Here is an 18282-nt window from a genome sequence, read left to right as displayed (position 1 = left end):
GCCGGGCGTTCGGCAGGCCACGCGGCAGTGCCGCGTATGCAAGGGCTTCGAGCTGGTTGCCGTTGCCGTCCATGGCGGCACGTGACCGGCTCCGGGTCGCCCGGCCCGGCCATCCATGGCCGGGCGTTCGGCAGGCCACGCGGCAGTGCCACGTATGCAAGGGCTTCGAACTGGTTGCCGTTGCCGTCCATGGCGGCACGCGACCGGCTCCGGGTCGCCCGGCCCGGCCATCCCTGGCCGGGCGTTCGGCAGGCCACGCGGCAGTGCCACGTATGCAAGGGCTTCGAGCTGGTTGCCGTTGCCGTCCATGGCGGCACGCGACCGGCTCCGGGTCGCCCGGCCCGGCCATCCATGGCCGGGCGTTCGGCAGGCCACGCGGCAGTGCCGCGTATGCAAGGGCTTCGAGCTGGTTGCCGTTGCCGTCCATGGCGGCACGCGACCGGCTCCGGGTCGCCCGGCCCGGCCATCCATGGCCGGGCGTTCGGCAGGCCACGCGGCAGTGCCGCGTAAGCGGCCTGCCTCACCCCCTAGGATGGTGCTTCGCGTGCAGTTGCTTGAGTTGCTCCCGCGCCACCAACGTGTAGATCTGCGTCGTGGACAGCGAGCTGTGCCCCAGCAGCATCTGCAGCGCGCGCAGGTCGGCGCCGTGGTTGAGCAGGTGCGTGGCGAAACTGTGGCGCAGTCCGTGCGGGCTGATCCGCGCCGGATCGATGCCGGCCAACGCGGCGTACTTCTTCACCAGTTGCCAGAACTGCTGCCGCGTCGGCACCTCACCACTCACGGCCAGGAACAGCGGCGCCAACGCGCGCTTGCCGGCGATCTGCGGGCGCGACTGCGCCAGGTAGCGTTCGAGCCAGTGCTGCGCTTCCTCGCCCAGCGGAACCAGGCGTTCCTTGCTTCCCTTGCCCATCACGCGAAGCACGCCCTGGCGCAGGTTCACCGCGGTGGCGGGCAGGTTCACCAGCTCGCTCACGCGCAGGCCGGCGGCGTACATCAGCTCCAGCATCGCGCGGTCGCGCAGGCCCAGCGGCGTGGCGATGTCGGGCGCGGCCAGCAGTGCCTCGATCTGGCTTTCGGCCAGGGCCTTGGGCAACGAACGCGGCAGCTTGGGCGGGTCGAGCAGCGCGGTCGGGTCGTCGCCTCGCGCGCCGCGGCGCACCAGCCACGCGTAATAGGCACGCAGCGCGGACAGCAGGCGCGCATTGCTGCGGGGCGAATAGCCCTGCTTCGAACGCCAGGCGAGGTAGTCGAACAGCGCAGCGCGATCGGCCCCGTCGAGCCCGCCATTGCGTGAACCACGCCAGCGCGCGAGCAGTTCGAGGTCGCGCCGGTAGCTGTCCAGCGTGGGCTGGGCGAGGCCGTTCTCGGCCCAGATCGCATCGAGGAAGCGGCCGATCTGCGCCGCATCGGCATCGGCCAGTTCCGGCAACGCCATGGCGATGGTGCGGCGTTGCGCAGGCGTGCGTGCAGTCATCGCCGCAGCTTAGCGGCTATCCTGATGCGATGGCATCGGCTCCCACTTCTTCCCGTCCTTCCGCGCTCATCGGCTGGCGCTTGCTCGCGATGGTCTACGACCTGTGGCCGGTGCTCGCGTTGTGGATGCTCGCCTCGCTGGTGTTCACCGTCGGCTTCACGCTGAGCGGGCATGCAAGCCGCGAAAACATCGCGCCCTTCAGCGGTCTGCAATGGCTGCTGTGGCTGGTGTGCTGGCTCATCACCGCCGCCTATGCGTTGCCGAGCTGGCGCCGCGGCGGGCAGACGCTGGGCATGCGTCCGTGGCGATTGAAGGTGGTGGGTGCGGATGGGATTGCTTCGCCGACGTGGCGCGCGCTGTGGCTGCGTTACGCCGTCGGAACCGTCTCGTTGCTTCTGGGCGGGCTGGGCTTTTGGTGGGCGTGGTTCGACCGCGACCGCCTTACCTGGCACGACCGCGCGAGTGGGACGCGGATGGTGCGGATGGCGAAGCAGGTGAAGTAGCGCACTGCCGTCTTTTGATCTACTCGCAAAAAAAGGGCGCCATCGGCGCCCTTTTTTCTTCAACCCGACCGGCGTTTGAACAGGAAGTACGACACCGCGAGCATGATGATCGTTGGCAGCAGGTAGGCGAACCGAAGATCGAACTTCACCACCTTCGCCAACCCGACCGCTTGTGTCTGCAACTGCCAGAAGATGAGCGAGAACACGATGCCGATGAACAACCGCTTGCCCATGCCGCCGCTGCGCAGCGTGCCGAAGGCGAACGGCACGGCCGCCAGGCACAGCGCCAGCACGTTGATCGGGTAGAACCAGCGGCCCCAGTAGTGCTCTTCGAACTCCGACGCATCCAGGTCGTTGCGCTTGCGGTACTGGATCGCATTGCGCAGGTCCATCGCGGAGAGATAGCGCGGTCGTTCGGTCCCCGCCGACAACGCGGCGGCGTCGAGCTGCGACTTCCAGCGCTCCTCCGGGATTTTTTCCTGGCGGACCGAACGTTCCTCGAAATGCGTGCGGGTCACGTCGCGCAGCAGCCAACCGCCGGGGCGGTGTTCGGCGATGCGCGCGTAAGCCATCGAATGCATGTGCCCATCGGGCGCGAACTCGAACAGCGTGACGCCGTGCAGTTCGAGCCAGCGGTCGCCATTGCGCTCGCGTTCCTGTCCGCCGGCCGCGCTGAGGATGGTCTCGCCCTCGCGCGCCCACAGGCCGCTGTACTGCGCCATCACCGTGTTGCCGGACTTGGCGTTCGCCTTCAGTGCGTCGGCACGCTGCTGCGTCCACGGCGCGATGCTCTCGCCGTTGATGACCATCAGCGCCGTCAGCAGTGCCAACGCGCCCGCGACCGCCAGGCCCAGTCGGCGACGCGACAGGCCGAGCGCGCGCAGCGCGGTCAGCTCAGACGTCGCGGCCAGTTGGCCCAGCGCCATCAGCGAGCCGATCACCGCCGCGTACGGGAACAGGTAATACAGGCGTCGCGGAACGCTGAGCGCCATGTAGACGAAGGCTTCGGACAGGCCGTACTTGCCCTTGCCGATGTCGCCGAACTCGCTCACCAGGCCGAGCATCACGTCCAGGCCCCCGAGCACCGCCCAGGTCAGCGCCACCGTGCCCAACACGGTGCGGCCGACATAGAGGTCGTGGAGCTTCGGGAACGGCTTCATGGCGTCGCCCCCGTGACTGCGGCCGCGGATTTGCGCCGGCCCAGGCGACCGTCGGTGAAGTACAGCCACAGGGCGATCGCCATGATCGGCACCACCAGCCACCACAACCCCAGGACGCTGGCGATGCGGCCGCTTTCCAGCCAGCCGCGCCCGGCGGTCATCAGGTTCTGGCCGATCAGATAGGCGAGGAAGCCGATGAGGATGCGGCCGTAACGGGCCTGGCGCGGCATGCTGCGCGCCAGCGGCACCGCCATCAGCGCGAAGGCCAGCGCCAGCAGCGGCGGGGCGATGCGGTAGTGCAGCTGGGCGCGTGCCTCGCGGCTGTTGTCGCCGAGCAGGGTGAGGGTCGACTGCGTTTCCGGGTCGTCCGGGTCGTAACGCATCTCGTTGGCGGGCAGGAGGATTTCGTTGCGCGCGTAGCGCAGCAGGCGGAAGTCCTGCGCGCCTTCGCGCTGGCCTTCGATCTGGAAGCCCTTGTTGAGCGTGAGGTAACGATGGCCCGCCTCATCGACCGTGAGCTTGCCGTCGTTGGCGGTGACCACGTCGATGCGGTTCTCGCCGGCGTCGCGGTAGACGAAGATTTTCTCCAGCCCGCTGCCGTCCTTGGACATGTTGGAGACGTAGATCACGCCGCCGCCGTTGGGAATGCCGGTGAAGGAGCCCGGCTCCAGTCCGGCCATGACCAGGCTGCGGTTGGCGTCGTTGATCATCTGCCTGGAGACGCGGTCGGCCCAGGGCCCCAGCCACAGCGAGCAGGCCGCCACGACGCCCACGAGCGGACCGACGACCAGCAGCAGCGGCTTGAGCATCCGCTTGGGGCCCACGCCGATCGAGGAGATGACCGGCATCTCCGAATCGCGATAAAGCCGGCCCACGCCCATCATCAGGCCCAGCATCAGCGCCAGCGGCAGGATCAGCGGCAGCCACTTGAGCAGCACCAGTCCGAGCTGGGCGAGCATCAGCCCAGCCGGCACGCGGCCGCGGGCGATGTCCTGCAGCACGTCGGTGAAGGCGCCGCCGACGGTGACGATCAGCAGCACGGCCAGGGTGGCGAAGATCGACTGGGCGAATTCGCTGATGAGGTAGCGGTCCAGCTTGAGCATTGAGTCGGTTCGGCCGGGTGCGATCGGGTTGGGGGACGGGCCAGTGTGGGGCAGCCGGCGCATGCGGCGCGTCTTCGCCGGCCAGGGCCGGGAAGCCCGCCCGCGCCGTCGCGCCGCATACGCTTGAACCTTCACCAGCCCCGGAGCCCGCGGGTCCGCGGGCCGGGTTCGGTGGCCTGCTAGAATCGGGGGTTCGTCCGAGGGCGTGAGGTGGCTGCGCAACGCGCGGCCCGGGAACAAACATCCCCCTCACCGCTCGATTGTACGTAACTGACTCTTCAATCTGCTTCGGGAATCTGTTGGATGGCCCTCGAATTCGACCTGAACCGCGACGCGCCTGCCGCCGCCCACACTGACTGCATCGTGATCGGCGCCTTCGCCGACAACAGCCTGACGCCCGCGGCGAAGGCCATCGACGAGGCCAGCGGCGGCCGCATTCGTGCGCTGCTCGAGCGCGGCGACGCCAGCGGCAAGACCGGCAAGACCGCACTGCTGCACGACCTGCCGGGCGTGACTGCGCCGCGCGTGCTGGTGATCGGCCTGGGCGATGCCACCAAGTTCGGCGTGCCCCAGTACCTCAAGGCCGTGGGCGATGCCGCCCGCACGCTGCGCAGCGGCCCGGTGGCGACGGCGGTGTTCACCCTGTCCGAGCTCACCGTCGCCGGCCGCGACAACGCCTGGAACATCCGCCAGGCCGTGATCGCCGCCGACCACGCCTGCTACCGCTACACCGCCACGCTGGGCACCTCGCGCAAGAAGGAAGAACCGGGCCTGCGCACGTTCTCCGTGCTGGGCGAGGATGCCACCGCGCTGGCCCACGGCCAGGCCATCGCCGCCGGCGTGCAGTTCTCGCGCGAGCTGGGCAACCTGCCGCCGAACATCTGCAACCCGGCCTACCTGGCGCAGCAGGCGCAGGAATTCGCCGGCCGCTTCCCGACCGCGTCGTGCGAGGTCCTCGACGTCGCGCAGATGACCGAACTGGGCATGGGCTCGCTGCTGGCCGTCGGCCGCGGTTCGGCCAACCCGCCCAAGCTCATCGTCCTGAAGTACAGCAACGGCGGCGACGCGAAGCCGTTCGTGCTGGTCGGCAAGGGCATCACCTTCGACACCGGCGGCATCAACCTCAAGACGCAGGGCGGCATCGAGGAGATGAAGTACGACATGTGCGGTGGCGCCACCGTCATGGGCACCTTCGTCGCAGCGGTGGGCATGCAGTTGCCGATCAACCTCGTCGTCATCGTGCCGGCCGTGGAGAACATGCCCGACGCCGACGCGTACCGTCCGTCCGACGTGCTCACCAGCATGTCCGGCAAGACGATCGAAGTCGGCAACACCGACGCCGAAGGCCGCCTGATCCTGTGCGACGCGCTGACCTACGCGCAGCGTTTCGAACCGCAGGCGCTGGTCGACGTGGCCACGCTCACCGGCGCCTGCATGGTCGCGCTGGGCAAGTTCGCCTCGGGCCTGATGAGCAAGCACGACGACCTGGCCGCCGAACTCATCGACGCCGGCGAGAACGTGTTCGACCGCGCCTGGCGCCTGCCGTTGTGGGACGAGTACCAGACGCTGCTGGAATCCAGCTTCGCCGACGTCTACAACATCGGCGGCCGCTGGGCCGGCGCCATCACGGCCGGCTGCTTCCTCGGCCGCTTCGCCGAAGGCCAGCGCTGGGCGCACCTGGACATCGCCGGCTCCGCGTCGGACGAAGGCAAGCGCGGCATGGCGACCGGCCGACCGGTCGGCCTGCTGAGCCAATGGTTGCTGGACCGAACCGGGATTTGAGATTGGGGATTCGGGATTCGCAAGAGCGCAAACCGCTCGCGAGTCCCACCGCCCGCATCCCGCCTTTGCGAATCTCCAATCCCGAATCACGAATCCCATCTATGGCGCGTGCCGATTTCTACCTGATCCAGAAGGAGCGCTTCCGCGAGGAGCCGCTCCTGCTGGTGTGCGAACTGGCGCGCAAGGCGCACGACGCCAATCTGTGGACGCTGGTGCTGGCGCGTGACGACGAACAGGCGCAGCGGCTGGACGAACTGATGTGGGAATTCGACGCCGACGCGTACATCCCGCACCAGGTGGCCGGCGATGAAGAGGACGAGCTCACCCCCGTCCTCATCGCCACGCCCGACAGCGACACGCCGATGCGTGCACTGGTGATCAATCTGCGCGACGACCCGGTCAACGGCAGCTTCGAGCGCGTGCTCGAAGTGGTACCCGCCGACGACTCCGCGCGCGGCCCGCTGCGCGAGCGCTGGAAGCAGTACCAGGCGCGCGGACTGGAATTGAAGAAGTACGACATGTAAGTGCCGGGATTCGGGATTGGGGATTCGAGATTCGCCCCACCCGGCCGGCGCTCTTACGAATCCCGAATCCCGAATATCGAATCCCCGCTCCCATGTCCCTCGCCTCCTCCTACGATCCCAAGCAGTTCGAAACCCGCCTGTACGAAGAGTGGGAGCGCAGCGGCGTATTCCAGCCGCGCGGCGAGGGCGAGCCGTACTCGATCCTGCTGCCGCCGCCCAACGTCACCGGCACGCTGCACATGGGCCACGCGTTCCAGCACACGCTGATGGACGCGCTGATCCGCTACCACCGCATGCGCGGCTTCGATGCGCTGTGGCAGATGGGCACCGACCACGCGGGCATCGCGACGGAAATGGTCGTCGCGCGCAACCTCGGACGCGAAGGCATCACGCGGGACCAGCTCGGCCGCGACGGTTTCATCGAGAAGGTCTGGGAGTGGAAGCAGCAGTCCGGCGACACCATCGAGCGGCAGATGCGCCGCCTGGGTACGTCCGGCGACTGGTCGCGCAGCGTCTTCACGATGGACCCGATGGCCGCCGAAGCCGTGGTCGAGGCTTTCGTGCGACTGCACGAAGAAGGCCTGATCTACCGCGGCCAGCGCCTGGTCAACTGGGACCCGGTGCTGAAGACCGCGATCTCCGACCTGGAAGTAGTGAACGAAGAAGAGGACGGTTTCCTGTGGTCGATCAGCTATCCGCTGACCGACGGCAGCGGCGAGCTCGTCGTCGCCACCACGCGTCCGGAAACCATGCTCGGCGACGTCGCCGTCATGGTGCATCCGCTCGACGAGCGCTACACGCATCTGATCGGCAAGACCGTCACGCTGCCGCTGACCGGCCGCGAAATCCCGGTCATCGCCGACGATTACGTCGATCGTGAATTCGGCACCGGCGTGGTGAAGGTCACGCCCGCGCACGACTTCAACGACTACGCCGTCGGCCAGCGCCACGGCCTGGCGATGATCAACATCTTCACCCCCGATGCGGCGGTGAACGACAACGCGCCCGACAAGTACCGCGGTCTCGATCGCTACGAGGCGCGCAAGGTCGTGCTCGCCGATCTGGAAGCCGAAGGCCGCCTGGTGGAAACCAAGCCGCACAAGCTGCAGGTGCCGCGCGGCGACCGCACCAACCAGGTGATCGAGCCCTACCTCACCGACCAGTGGTTCGTGAAGATGGACGGCTTCGGCGCGCGCGGCCTCGAACTGGCCGAAAAGGGCGACGTGAAGTTCGTCCCGCCGAACTGGATCAACACCTACCGCCACTGGATGGAAAACATCCAGGACTGGTGCATCAGCCGCCAGCTCTGGTGGGGCCACCGCATCCCGGCGTGGTACGACGACGACGGCCACATCTACGTGGGCCGCAGCGAAGAGGAAGTGCGCGCCAAGCACGGCCTCGGCGCCGGCGTGAACCTGTCGCAGGACAGCGACGTGCTGGAGACCTGGTTCTCCTCCGCGCTGTGGCCGTTCTCGACGATGGGCTGGCCGAACCAGGCGCGGATGGACGAGCGCGGCTTCGACCGCTACGTGCCGTCGAGCGTGCTGGTCACCGGTTTCGACATCATCTTCTTCTGGGTCGCTCGCATGATCATGACGACCGACCACTTCACCGGGCGCGTGCCGTTCCGCGACATCTACATCACCGGCCTGATCCGCGACGCGCAGGGCCAGAAGATGTCGAAGTCGAAGGGCAACGTGCTCGATCCGCTGGACCTGATCGACGGCATCTCGCTCGACGACCTGCTGGCCAAGCGCACCACCGGCCTCATGCAGCCCAAGCTGGCCGAGAAGATCGAGAAGGCCACACGCAAGGAATTCCCCGAAGGCATCCCGGCCTTCGGCGCAGATGCACTGCGCTTCACGATCGCCGCGCTCGCCACGCACGGCCGCGACATCAAGTTCGACCTGGGTCGCGCCGAGGGCTACAAGAACTTCTGCAACAAGCTGTGGAACGCCACGCGTTTCGTGCTGATGAACACCGAGGACGCGCAGTTCACCGGCGCGCCCGAACCGCGCACCGACGCCGAGCGCTGGATCCTCTCGCGCCTGTCCACGGTCGCCGCCGAAGCGCAGACGCACTTCGCGTCCTACCGTTTCGATCTGCTCGCGCAGGCGCTGTACGAGTTCGCCTGGAACGAGTTCTGCGACTGGTTCGTCGAACTCGCCAAGCCCGCGCTGCAGGGCGACGACGCAGCGGCGGCGGCGAGCACGCGCCACACGCTGCTGTTCGTGCTCGAGCGATTGCTGTCGCTGCTGCACCCGCTGGTTCCGTTCGTCACCGAAGAGCTCTGGCAGCAGGTCGCGCCGAAGCTCGGCGTCTCCGAGAAGACGATCATGCTGCGTCCTTATCCGCAGTCGTCGGACTTCGCGGGCCAGCACTACGCCTCCGCCGAAGCCGACGTGGAGTGGCTCAAGGCGATGGTCACCGCGCTGCGCAAGATCCGCAGCGAACTCAACGTCGCGCCGTCCAAGACCGTGCCGCTGCTGGTGGCCGATTGCAGCGCCGGAGACCGCGAGCGCGTGGCGCGCTTCGATTCGCAGCTGCGCTTCCTGACGCGGCTGGAGTCGATCGCCGTGCTCGACGACGCCAATGCCGCGCCGGCCGCGGCCACCGCGGTGGTGGGCGAGATGAAGTTGTTGGTGCCGCTGGAAGGCCTGGTGGACCTCGGCGCCGAGCGTGCGCGTCTGGACAAGGAACTCAAGCGCGTCGACGGCGAGATCGCCAAGTGCCACAACAAGCTGGCCAGCGAGACCTTCGTCGCCAACGCACCGCCCGCCGTCGTAGAACAGGAGCGCAAGCGCCTGGCCGACTGGAACCTGCAGCGCGAAGCGCTGGCGTCGCAGCGGGCAAAGCTGGGCTGAGGCTTTACGGGACCCGGTTACGCCGCTGGGCGCAACCGGGATCACGGCGTTATTGCGGGCCCGTCCCTACTCCGACTTCGGTTCCGGGCGGACGCGGCGTGAGATCGCATCTTGCGTTCGCGGCCTTTCAATCCTTCGCATACACATCGTTCGAGAAGGCCCTTTCCGGCTTGCCGCGCGAGCGCGCTTCCAGTTCCGCCAGCTTCACCGGCTTCAGCGGGCATTGCGCCAGCGCTTCGGGAGTCATGCGGATCGCGCCACCGCGCAGCTTCACGTACACCGGCTTGCGGCTGCGCTTGCCGTTGTAGGTGAAGTACACGCCCTGGTGGAAGCGCAGCACGACGGCATTGGCGCCCTTGTCCTGCGCGGCATCGGCGAGCTTGTCCATGGCCAGGCCGTACTCGACCGTGGGCACTCTGGGATCATGGGTGATCTCGCTGACCTTCTCGCCGGCGCTGACTTCCACCGTGCCGAGCTTCTCGTGGTCGCAACCAGGCGATTCCCAGACGATGGGCACGCGGGTATCGATCACCTCGACACGCTCCAGATCGGTCGCGTCCGTGCCGGGCTCACCGGCCAGGAGCGGGCCCATCTGGGCGATCAGGCCCAGCGCGAACAGCAGCGATCCGTGCGAACGACGCATGCTCCACTCCCCTGTCATGTCCCTGCCCGCGAGCATGCCAGCTTTGCGGTCGCGAAGGGGCTCGCCGTCGATTACAACTCCGGCGGCAACAGCTCGATGGCCATCACCTGCGCATCCTCGCGGCCGTCGCGCGCCGGGTAGTAGCGCGGGCGGCGGCCAATCTCGTTGAAGCCTTCGGAGTGATAGAGCGCGATCGCCCCGGCATTGGAGGGGCGTACTTCCAGGAACACGCGTTCGGCCTTGCGGCCGCGCGCGACGTGCATGAGCGCACGCAGCAGCTGGCGGCCGTGCCCCTGGCCCTGGAAGGCCGGGTCGATGCAGATGTTGAGCACGTGCGCTTCGTCGGCGGCGATGCTCATCAGGAAGTAACCGATGATGCGCCCGTTGTGCTGCATCACCCAGGCCGGGTAATCGGCGCGCAGGCAGTCGCGGAAGATGCCGACCGTCCACGGAAATTCGTACGCCCGGATCTCCACCGCGTGCACCGCGTCCAGGTCGTCCTCGCGCATCGGTCGCAACGCCCCTTGCAGCGGGCGGTGGTTCGCGTCGGAGGCGCGCGCGTTCATGCCTGCGTCGTCCGGCGCAACGCGCGCAGGCGCGGCCACAGCGCGCGCTTGGCGGCGGCGTTGCCGCGCAATGCGGAGACGTCGTCGACCATCCGTGCGAGCGTTGCTTCATCGACACCGGCCGCGGCACGCATCAGGGCCTGCATCAGCCGGTCTGCGGTGCGGGGCGCGGAACGCGACGCCGGGCGTTCCTCGCGCGCGAGCAGCGCCGCCGCTTCGCGCATGGCACCGCCACCGCGCGGAGAATCGGCCAAAGGTTCTTCGGGCCGCGATTCCGCCGCACGCGCCTCGGGTGAGGCGACGGACCACACGGCATGGCCCATGGCGTGCAGCCATTCGCGTTGCTCGGCGGTCCACAGCTCGCTCATGGCGCCGCCTCGACGGCCGGTCGGCGGATGCGTCGGAAGATCGCATAACCCGGCCCGGACAACGCATACAGCGCACCGATCGCCAGCAGCACGCGTGGCGGATCGATCGCGATGCCGACGACCACCGCCAGCACCACGACGATGGCGAGGAACGGCACGCGATCGTGGCGCGGACCGCCACCCTTGAAGCTGAAGTAACGCAGGCGACTGACCATCAGCAGGCCGGCGGTGATGGTCACGCCGAGCGCGAGGTAGCGCAGTTGTTCGCCGCTGTAGCCCAGGTCGTGGCACGTCCATACGAAGCTGGCGACCAGGCCCGCCGCGGCTGGACTGGCCAGGCCGATGAACCAGCGCTTGTCGACCTGCCCCACCTGCGAGTTGAAGCGCGCCAGCCGCAATGCGGCGCACGCGGCGTAGAGGAATGCCGCCACCCAGCCGATCTTGCCGGGGATCGCGCCGTCCAGCCGCATCTCCTGCAAGGCCCAGTGGTACATCACCAGCGCCGGGGCGAGGCCGAAGCTGACCAGGTCGGCCAGCGAGTCGTACTGCACGCCGAACTCGCTCTGCGTGTTGGTCAGGCGCGCCACGCGTCCGTCCAGCCCGTCGAGGATGCCCGCCACGAACACCGCGATGCAGGCGTCGTCGAACCGCCCCTGGGTCGCGGCGATGATCGCGTAGAAGCCGGCGAACAGGCCGCCGGTGGTGAACAGGTTGGGCAGCAGGTAGATCCCGCGGCCGCGCGGTCGCGGGGGCTGTTGCGTGTCGTCCATGTGGGGGGCTGTCGGCATCTCGGATGGGGCGAGGGGGCTCTCGCGGCGGACCGCGACAGGAAAGTGTAAGACGATCGGCCCTTCGACCGGCACCTTCATGCGGCGACGGGTGCCGGAACACAACGAGACCGCCTCCACATATGCGTACACTCCCGGAGGCGGGCGCTTGCCTGGGGCCCGGCGCGGTGCTGCAATCGCGCCATTCCCCCGCCCGACCGAGCCCGGAGCCCCGCATGTCCAAGACGTTCCGCCTGTTGCCCGGCCTCGTGGCCGGCCTGAGCCTGCTCCTCGCCACCCCGGCCTTCGCTGCCAAGGTCTATCAGTGGAAGGACGAGAAGGGCGTCACCCACTACTCCGACGCACCGCCGCCGGGCCAGGACATCAAGGGTCGCAACCTCGCCACCAAGGACGGCACCGCGCCGGCCGCTCAGCCGGCAGCCAAGCCGGTGGCCGCCAATGCCAACTGCACCAACGCCCGCAGCAACCTGTCGGTGCTCCAGGGCGGTGGCCAGGTCGGCATCGACGAGGACAAGGACGGCAAGCCCGACCGCAGCCTCAACGACAGCGAACGCGCCAACCGCACCGCGCTGGCCGAAGCCCAGATCAAGACCTATTGCGAGAGCACGGCCGTCTCCAGCGGCAGCTGATCCGCAGCGCATACCGTCGAAGCCGGCCCCCTCGCGGGCCGGCTTCGTCGTTTCCGGGCCTCCGGCGGGGCCGGCCATGCATGGCAGAATGGCCGCTTCCCTCACGTTCGAAAGCCCCACGCCGATGCGCCTGTCGCAGTTCCACCTCCACACCAGCAAGGAAACCCCCGCCGAGGCCGAAATCGTCAGCCACAAGCTGATGCTCAAGGCCGGCATGATCCGCAAGCTCGCCGCCGGCCTGTACACCTGGTCGCCGCTGGGCCTGCGCGTGCTGCGCAAGGTCGAACGCGCCGTGCGCGAGGAAATGAACGCCGCGGGCGCGATCGAGGTGCTGATGCCGGCGGTGCAGCCCAAGGAACTGTGGGAAGAAACCGGCCGCTGGGAGAAGTTCGGCGGCCAGCTTTTGAAGATGCAGGACCGCAAGGAAGCCTGGTACTGCTACGGCCCCACGCACGAGGAAGTCATCACCGACTTCGCGCGCAACGAGCTGTCCAGCTACAAGCAGCTGCCGGTCAACTTCTACCAGATCCAGACCAAGTTCCGCGACGAGATCCGCCCGCGCTTCGGCGTGATGCGCGCACGCGAGTTCCTGATGAAGGACTCGTACTCCTTCCACGTCAGCGACGAGGACCTGGGCCGCGAGTACAAGAACATGTACGACACCTACGGCCGCATCTTCACGCGCCTGGGGCTGAAGTTCCGCGCGGTATCGGCCGACAGCGGCGCGATCGGCGGCGCGGTGTCGCACGAGTTCCAGGTGCTCGCCGATTCGGGCGAGGACGCGATCTTCTTCTCCGACGGTTCCGACTACGCCGCCAACGTCGAGCTGGCCGAAGCAATCTCGCCCGGCCCGCGCGCCGCGGCGGGCGAAGCGATGCGCAAGGTCGACACGCCGCACCAGAAGACCTGCGAGGACGTCGCCGCGCTGATGGGCATCACGCTCGATCGCACGGTCAAGTCGGTGGCCGTCATGGGCTCCGACGCCGAAGGCACCGCGCAGTTCGTGCTGGCGCTGGTGCGCGGCGACCACGCGGTCAACGAGGTCAAGCTGGGCAAGATCGAAGGCCTGGCCGGTTATCGCCTGGCGTCGGAAGCCGAGATCCTCGAACACCTCGGCAGCGAGCCCGGTTTCCTCGGCCCGGTGCAGCCGAAGAAGGCCATCCGCATCATCGCCGACCGCAGCGTCGCGGCGATGGCCGACTTCGTCGTCGGCGCGAACGAAAAGGGCTTCCACCTGGCCGGCGTGAACTGGGGCCGCGACCTGCCCGAAGCCGACGTCGTGGCCGACATCCGCAATGTCCTGGAAGGCGATCCCTCGCCCGACGGCCGCGGCACGCTGGCGATCGCGCGCGGCATCGAGGTGGGCCACGTGTTCCAGCTCGGCAGCAAGTACGCCGAAGCACTCAAGCTCACCGTGCTCGATTCCAACGGCAAGGCCACCACGCCGGTGATGGGCTGCTACGGCATCGGCGTGTCGCGGATAGTGGCAGCGGCGATCGAGCAGAACCACGACGAGAACGGCATCGTCTGGCCGGAGGCGATGGCGCCCTGGCAGGCGGTGGTGTGCGTGATCAACCCGAAGAACGACGCGGCCGTGGCCGAGGCCGCGCAGGCGCTCTATCGCGACCTCAATGCCGCCGGCATCGAGACCGCGCTGGACGACCGCGGCCTGCGCCCGGGCGCGATGTTCGCCGACATGGAATTGATCGGCATCCCGCACCGCGTCGTGGTTTCCGAACGCGGTCTGGCGGCGGGCACGTTCGAATACCGCCACCGCCTCGCCACCGAGGCGGAAAACCTCGACCGCGCGGGCGTGTTCGCGAAGTTCGGGAAGTAATCGCCGCCCGCGATACTCAAACCCCTCTCCCCTTGCGGGAGAGGGAAAGCCGCGCAGCGGCGAGGGAGAGGGGACGGCTTTTCGCGCAGCGGCCGCCCTTTTTGGCGCTTGGCGCCAGCCCCTCTCAGCTCTGTGCACTCCCTTCGGTCGCCGCAACGGGAAAGGGACACGACACGCCCCGCATTTACGCCGCGCGAGTCCGGCGACTATCATCGGGAAAACCCGCCGATTATCGACTTCGATAATCCTCCCGATAATCCGCCGAAAATCCCCGCCACCCCGGAGGCCTCATGTCGATCAACCTCGAATCCCTGTCGGCGAAGGAACTCGACGCGCTCATCAACCAGGCCAAGAAGCGCAAGACCACGCTGAGCAAGCGCAAGCCGATCGCGGTGGTTCGCAAGAAGCTCACGCAGCTGGCCAAGGCCGAAGGCTATTCCATCGCCGAGTTGTTCGGTGGCTCGGCACCGGCCGAACGCAAGCCGGCCAAGGCCGCCAAGGCGCCGTCGCGCAAGGCCGGCAAGAGCACCGGCAAGGTCGCGCCGAAGTATCGCAATCCCGCCAATCCGTCCGAAACCTGGGCTGGCCGCGGCAAACCGCCGCGCTGGATGGCGGCGCAGATCAGCGCGGGGAAGAAAATCGAGGATTTCCTGATCCGCTGATCGCAGGATCCGGTTCGAAACCGAAAACCCCGGGCGACCGGGGTTTTTTCATGGTCACGCGAAAGCGGCCAAACCCCTCAGAGGTTCCGCCGCGACGGCAGCAGCAGGTTGCCGAACAGCAGGCCGGCGATGAGCGCCAGCAGGATGTTAAGCACAGCCAGCAATGCCGCCTGGCCGGCGTCGATGTCCTGCTGCTGGATCAGCGTCAGCAAGCCGCGCAGGCTCACGCTGCCGGGCACCAGCATGATGATGCCGGGCACGCGCAGGATCGCGCCGGGCCGGTTCCACCAGCGCGCGTAGGCGTTGCCGGCGGCCGTCAGCACCAGCGCCGCGAGGAAGATGCCCGCCGGATTGCCGAACGCCTGCCCGCCGTAACGCGAGATGAGGTATCCGCTGGCGGCGGCGGCCATCACCTTGGGATAGTCGCGCCGGTGCGCGCGGAACAGCACCGCGAAGGCGAACGCCGCCAGTACCAGCGCGCCCCACTCCACCCATTCCGGCTGCGGGCGCGAAGCGCGCACCTGCGCATGCAGGCCGATCAGGTCCGCCAGATACAGCGCGATCACCGTGCCGATGGCGAGCTTGAGCACCGTCGTCAACGCACCGGCGAATCGCGCCGTGCCCGACACCAGGTGCTGGCTGGTGAGTTCGTTCACCGCATTCGTCAGCGCCATGCCGGGCAGCAGCACGATCAGCGAGGCGATGATCACCGTGTTCTGGTTCAACGGTGCCACGAACGAAGCCACCAGCAAGGTCACGGTCGCGGCGAACATCGCCGTCACCGCTTCCAGCGCTTCCTTGAAGCGCGGATGCGTCTCCGACCATTGCACCAGCACGCCGATCAGCAATCCGTTGACGCCGGCCACGCCGATGTCGAGCCAGGGCAGTCGCAACAGGCCGGCAATGCCGGTCGCCGCCAGCCCGTAGGCCGCCACCTGCATGGCGCGGAAACGTCGCGTCGGCGGTCTGTCGAGCGCGCTCATCTGCGCATGCGCCTCGGCAAGGCCCAGCCGGCCGGCCATCACGTCTTCGGCGATGCGATCGGTTTCGGCCAGCCGGTACAGGTCGTTCTCGCCGGGCGGCAGACGGATCACGCGCGTGGTGTCGCTCTCGCCCGGAGGACGTTGCGGATCGGCGAAGGTGAGGATCAGGCCGGTCGGGTTCGACCAGGGTTCGCACTCCAGCCGCAGGCGCTGCGCGACCGCGCTGATCGCGCCCTCCAGGCGCTGCGCGGTGGTGCCGTAGGCGTGCAGGCGCTCGGCCAGCTCGATCACGAAGTTGATGCGTGCGGCGTAGCTGGCGGCGCTCAGGGGCGGCGGATTCGACATGCGCGAAGCATCGCATGCGGCCGCGCCGCTTGGCAGCGGGCGGCGCCTTCGCGTGGCTTTCGCAGCGGTCGCGATACGGAGGCTGTTATCCTCGCCGCAGCTTCCAGGGCCCGCTGATGACGGAAACGACCGCGCACCCGCCGCAGATCGACGCCGATGGCCGGGCGCCGTCGCGGTTGCGGCTGTCCGGCTCGTGGACGCTGGACTTCGCCGGGGACATCGGTGCCGCGCTGAAGTCGGTTCCTGCCGGGATCGATGCGATCGACGCCACCGGCGTGGAGCGGCTGGACTCGGTCGGCGTGCTGCAGTTGCTGCGCTTCGCCCGGCGCAACGATCTGGACTTCGACGTGCTCACCTTCCACGAGTCCCACCAGGCGCTGGTGTCGGCGATCGAGGACGTGGCCGACGACCGCCCGCGCAAGAAACGCGAATACGGCGTGAGCGCCGCGCTCGCGCGCCTGGGCCGCGCGGTGCACAACAACTGGAAGGAAGCGCTGGCGCTGATCGGGTTCCTCGGCGAGACGCAGGTCAAGCTGCTGCGCATGTTCAAGGAACCCGGTCGCTTCCGCCCCACCGCGACCGTCTTCCACATGGAGCAGGTCGGCCTGGATGCCGTGCCGCTGGTCGCGCTGCTGTGTTTCCTGGTGGGCGCGGTGGTGGCGTTCCTGGGCGCGAACATCCTGCGCGACTTCGGCGCGGAGATCTTCGTCGTCGAGCTGGTGAGCATTTCGTTCCTGCGCGAGTTCGCGGTGCTGCTTACCGCCATCGTGCTGGCCGGCCGCACCGCAAGCGCGTTCACCGCGCAGATCGGTGCGATGGTCAGCCGCGAGGAAGTGGACGCGATCCGCACGCTGGGCATGGACCCGATCGACCTGCTGGTCATTCCGCGCATGCTCGCACTGCTGGTGATGTTGCCGCTGCTGACGTTCATCGCGATGGTGTTCGGACTGCTCGGCGGACTCACCGTTGGTGCGTACAGCCTCGATATCCCGCCGCAGCAGTACCTGGCGCGCATGCACGAGACGATGGAACTTCGGCACTTCCTCGTCGGGCTGGCGAAGGCGCCGGTGTTCGCGCTGCTGATCAGCCTGATCGGTTGCCTGGAAGGTTTGCAGGTGGAAGGCACCGCGCAGTCGGTCGGCGAACGCACGACCTCCAGCGTGGTGCAGTCGATCTCGATGGTGATCATCCTCGACGCCTTCTTCGCGATCTGGTTCATGGAGATGAACGTTTGAACGCGCTGCATCCCCGCTGCCCCAAGCGCGACGAGGAGCAGCCGATCGTGCGCGTGCGCGGCCTGGTGAACCGCTTCGGCGAACAGATCGTGCACGACGGCGTGGACCTGGACGTAAGGCCCGGCGAGATCCTGGGCGTCGTCGGCGGCTCGGGCACGGGCAAGTCGGTGTTGATGCGCGCGATCCTCGGCCTGCGCGAACCGCAGGCGGGCGAGATCGAAGTGCTCGGACTGAACGCACTGAGCGACGATGCCGACCAGCGCCGCGCGATCGAACGCAATACCGGCGTGCTGTTCCAGGACGGCGCGCTGTTCTCCTCGCTCACCGTCGGCGAGAACGTGCAGGTACCGCTGAAGGAATACCACGGCGACCTGCCCGATTCGCTGCGTTACGAACTGGCCCTGCTGAAGGTGAAGCTGGCCGGGTTACCTGCCGATGCGCTGAACAAGCTGCCCTCGCAGCTCTCCGGCGGCATGCGCAAGCGCGCCGGACTGGCGCGTGCGCTGGCGCTGGATCCGCCGCTGCTGTTCCTGGACGAGCCCACCGCCGGCCTGGACCCCATCGGCGCGGCGGCGTTCGACCGCCTGATCCGCACCCTGCAGCAGGCGCTGGGGCTGACGGTGTTCCTGATCACACACGATCTCGACACCCTTTACGCTATCTGTGACCGCGTCGCTGTGCTGGCCGACCGCAAGGTGATCGTCTGCGCGCCCATCGACGAGGTCGAACGTTTCGACCACCCGTGGGTGCAGGAGTATTTCCACGGTCCGCGTGCACGAGCTGCACGCACCACCCGCGAAGCGACGAGCTGAAGTC

General features: G+C 68.0%; 16 protein-coding genes and 1 pseudogene. 9 read left to right on the top strand and 8 right to left on the bottom strand.

The window, feature by feature from the left end; translation table 11 throughout:
* Window positions 1-520: 520 nt before the first annotated feature.
* On the bottom strand, window positions 521-1474 hold the full coding sequence (gene xerD, locus AAFF32_RS07495; protein ID WP_216960383.1) for a site-specific tyrosine recombinase XerD: 954 nt from the start codon (window positions 1472-1474) through the stop codon (window positions 521-523).
* Between the two features lie 29 nt (window positions 1475-1503).
* Between xerD and AAFF32_RS07490 the strand changes: the two genes are divergently transcribed.
* Window positions 1504-1977, top strand: coding sequence for an RDD family protein (locus AAFF32_RS07490; RefSeq protein ID WP_342316973.1), 474 nt, complete (start codon window positions 1504-1506; stop codon window positions 1975-1977).
* 59 nt (window positions 1978-2036) lie between these two features.
* On the opposite strand, the gene lptG is transcribed toward AAFF32_RS07490, so the two are convergent.
* Together lptG and lptF are read right to left on the bottom strand one after the other, a co-directional pair.
* Window positions 2037-3137 carry an LPS export ABC transporter permease LptG gene (gene lptG, locus AAFF32_RS07485; RefSeq protein ID WP_342316972.1) on the bottom strand — a complete coding sequence of 367 codons (1101 nt, stop codon included), beginning with the start codon at window positions 3135-3137 and terminating at the stop codon, window positions 2037-2039.
* The gene (gene lptF, locus AAFF32_RS07480; RefSeq protein WP_216960392.1) at window positions 3134-4240 is read right to left on the bottom strand and encodes an LPS export ABC transporter permease LptF; all 1107 of its coding nucleotides are present in this window, start codon (window positions 4238-4240) and stop codon (window positions 3134-3136) included. Before lptF ends, lptG begins: the two co-directional genes overlap by 4 nt.
* A 303-nt stretch (window positions 4241-4543) precedes the next feature.
* Between lptF and AAFF32_RS07475 the strand changes: the two genes are divergently transcribed.
* The 3 genes from AAFF32_RS07475 (at window position 4544) to AAFF32_RS07465 (ending at window position 9410) form a co-directional block, all read left to right on the top strand.
* Window positions 4544-6022: a leucyl aminopeptidase gene (locus AAFF32_RS07475; protein ID WP_216960395.1), complete on the top strand. Its 1479-nt coding sequence runs from the start codon at window positions 4544-4546 to the stop codon at window positions 6020-6022.
* Between the two features lie 101 nt (window positions 6023-6123).
* Window positions 6124-6546: a DNA polymerase III subunit chi gene (locus AAFF32_RS07470; protein WP_216960397.1), complete on the top strand. Its 423-nt coding sequence runs from the start codon at window positions 6124-6126 to the stop codon at window positions 6544-6546.
* 92 nt (window positions 6547-6638) lie between these two features.
* Window positions 6639-9410 (top strand): valine--tRNA ligase, encoded by a 2772-nt coding sequence (locus tag AAFF32_RS07465; RefSeq protein WP_342316970.1) that lies wholly within the window; start codon window positions 6639-6641, stop codon window positions 9408-9410.
* A gap of 127 nt (window positions 9411-9537) precedes the next feature.
* Here AAFF32_RS07465 and AAFF32_RS07460 read toward each other — a convergent pair whose 3' ends face one another.
* From AAFF32_RS07460 to pssA, 4 genes are all read right to left on the bottom strand, one after another.
* On the bottom strand, window positions 9538-10053 hold the full coding sequence (locus AAFF32_RS07460) for a hypothetical protein (protein WP_216960415.1): 516 nt from the start codon (window positions 10051-10053) through the stop codon (window positions 9538-9540).
* Window positions 10054-10124: 71 nt separating this feature from the next.
* Window positions 10125-10619, bottom strand: a complete 495-nt coding sequence (gene rimI, locus AAFF32_RS07455) for a ribosomal protein S18-alanine N-acetyltransferase (protein WP_216960418.1) — start codon at window positions 10617-10619, stop codon at window positions 10125-10127.
* The gene (locus AAFF32_RS07450; RefSeq protein WP_342316969.1) at window positions 10616-10987 is read right to left on the bottom strand and encodes a hypothetical protein; all 372 of its coding nucleotides are present in this window, start codon (window positions 10985-10987) and stop codon (window positions 10616-10618) included. Before AAFF32_RS07450 ends, rimI begins: the two co-directional genes overlap by 4 nt.
* Window positions 10984-11757 carry a CDP-diacylglycerol--serine O-phosphatidyltransferase gene (pssA, locus tag AAFF32_RS07445; RefSeq protein ID WP_216960425.1) on the bottom strand — a complete coding sequence of 258 codons (774 nt, stop codon included), beginning with the start codon at window positions 11755-11757 and terminating at the stop codon, window positions 10984-10986. The genes AAFF32_RS07450 and pssA overlap by 4 nt, the downstream gene beginning before the upstream one ends.
* 233 nt (window positions 11758-11990) lie before the next feature.
* Between pssA and AAFF32_RS07440 the strand changes: the two genes are divergently transcribed.
* The 3 genes and pseudogenes from AAFF32_RS07440 to AAFF32_RS07430 all read left to right on the top strand — a co-directional run.
* Window positions 11991-12404 carry a DUF4124 domain-containing protein gene (locus AAFF32_RS07440; RefSeq protein ID WP_216960428.1) on the top strand — a complete coding sequence of 138 codons (414 nt, stop codon included), beginning with the start codon at window positions 11991-11993 and terminating at the stop codon, window positions 12402-12404.
* Window positions 12405-12528: 124 nt separating this feature from the next.
* Window positions 12529-14241 carry a proline--tRNA ligase gene (locus AAFF32_RS07435; RefSeq protein ID WP_342317245.1) on the top strand — a complete coding sequence of 571 codons (1713 nt, stop codon included), beginning with the start codon at window positions 12529-12531 and terminating at the stop codon, window positions 14239-14241.
* Between the two features lie 290 nt (window positions 14242-14531).
* Window positions 14532-14897: pseudogene (locus tag AAFF32_RS07430) on the top strand (H-NS histone family protein); the annotation flags it as partial.
* 83 nt (window positions 14898-14980) lie between these two features.
* On the opposite strand, the gene AAFF32_RS07425 reads toward AAFF32_RS07430, so the two are convergent.
* A complete protein-coding gene (locus tag AAFF32_RS07425; RefSeq protein ID WP_216960436.1) occupies window positions 14981-16231 on the bottom strand; it encodes a threonine/serine exporter family protein in 1251 nt (416 codons plus the stop codon).
* 116 nt (window positions 16232-16347) lie between these two features.
* Between AAFF32_RS07425 and AAFF32_RS07420 the strand changes: the two genes are divergently transcribed.
* Window positions 16348-17466, top strand: coding sequence for an ABC transporter permease (locus AAFF32_RS07420; protein ID WP_342316968.1), 1119 nt, complete (start codon window positions 16348-16350; stop codon window positions 17464-17466).
* Window positions 17463-18278 carry an ABC transporter ATP-binding protein gene (locus tag AAFF32_RS07415; RefSeq protein WP_216960442.1) on the top strand — a complete coding sequence of 272 codons (816 nt, stop codon included), beginning with the start codon at window positions 17463-17465 and terminating at the stop codon, window positions 18276-18278. Before AAFF32_RS07420 ends, AAFF32_RS07415 begins: the two co-directional genes overlap by 4 nt.
* Window positions 18279-18282 lie beyond the last annotated feature (4 nt).

Origin of the sequence: Lysobacter sp. FW306-1B-D06B (assembly GCF_038446665.1) — a bacterium.
In the GTDB taxonomy this organism is placed as follows: Bacteria; Pseudomonadota; Gammaproteobacteria; order Xanthomonadales; family Xanthomonadaceae; genus Lysobacter_J.
Note: the sequence above shows the minus strand (reverse complement) of the source record. Positions and strands in the feature narration are given on the sequence as shown.

What these genes read in the sequence shown, in the direction of transcription:
- xerD (WP_216960383.1), bottom strand. Translation starts at nt 1,474, where the DNA reads ATGACTGCACGCACGCCTGCGCAACGCCGCACCATCGCCATGGCGTTG.
- AAFF32_RS07425 (WP_216960436.1), bottom strand. Translation starts at nt 16,231, where the DNA reads ATGTCGAATCCGCCGCCCCTGAGCGCCGCCAGCTACGCCGCACGCATC.
- AAFF32_RS07490 (WP_342316973.1), top strand. Translation starts at nt 1,504, where the DNA reads ATGGCATCGGCTCCCACTTCTTCCCGTCCTTCCGCGCTCATCGGCTGG.
- AAFF32_RS07475 (WP_216960395.1), top strand. Translation starts at nt 4,544, where the DNA reads ATGGCCCTCGAATTCGACCTGAACCGCGACGCGCCTGCCGCCGCCCAC.
- AAFF32_RS07440 (WP_216960428.1), top strand. Translation starts at nt 11,991, where the DNA reads ATGTCCAAGACGTTCCGCCTGTTGCCCGGCCTCGTGGCCGGCCTGAGC.
- AAFF32_RS07450 (WP_342316969.1), bottom strand. Translation starts at nt 10,987, where the DNA reads ATGAGCGAGCTGTGGACCGCCGAGCAACGCGAATGGCTGCACGCCATG.
- AAFF32_RS07465 (WP_342316970.1), top strand. Translation starts at nt 6,639, where the DNA reads ATGTCCCTCGCCTCCTCCTACGATCCCAAGCAGTTCGAAACCCGCCTG.
- AAFF32_RS07470 (WP_216960397.1), top strand. Translation starts at nt 6,124, where the DNA reads ATGGCGCGTGCCGATTTCTACCTGATCCAGAAGGAGCGCTTCCGCGAG.
- AAFF32_RS07460 (WP_216960415.1), bottom strand. Translation starts at nt 10,053, where the DNA reads ATGCGTCGTTCGCACGGATCGCTGCTGTTCGCGCTGGGCCTGATCGCC.
- lptF (WP_216960392.1), bottom strand. Translation starts at nt 4,240, where the DNA reads ATGCTCAAGCTGGACCGCTACCTCATCAGCGAATTCGCCCAGTCGATC.
- pssA (WP_216960425.1), bottom strand. Translation starts at nt 11,757, where the DNA reads ATGGACGACACGCAACAGCCCCCGCGACCGCGCGGCCGCGGGATCTAC.
- rimI (WP_216960418.1), bottom strand. Translation starts at nt 10,619, where the DNA reads ATGAACGCGCGCGCCTCCGACGCGAACCACCGCCCGCTGCAAGGGGCG.
- AAFF32_RS07435 (WP_342317245.1), top strand. Translation starts at nt 12,529, where the DNA reads ATGCGCCTGTCGCAGTTCCACCTCCACACCAGCAAGGAAACCCCCGCC.
- AAFF32_RS07420 (WP_342316968.1), top strand. Translation starts at nt 16,348, where the DNA reads ATGACGGAAACGACCGCGCACCCGCCGCAGATCGACGCCGATGGCCGG.
- lptG (WP_342316972.1), bottom strand. Translation starts at nt 3,137, where the DNA reads ATGAAGCCGTTCCCGAAGCTCCACGACCTCTATGTCGGCCGCACCGTG.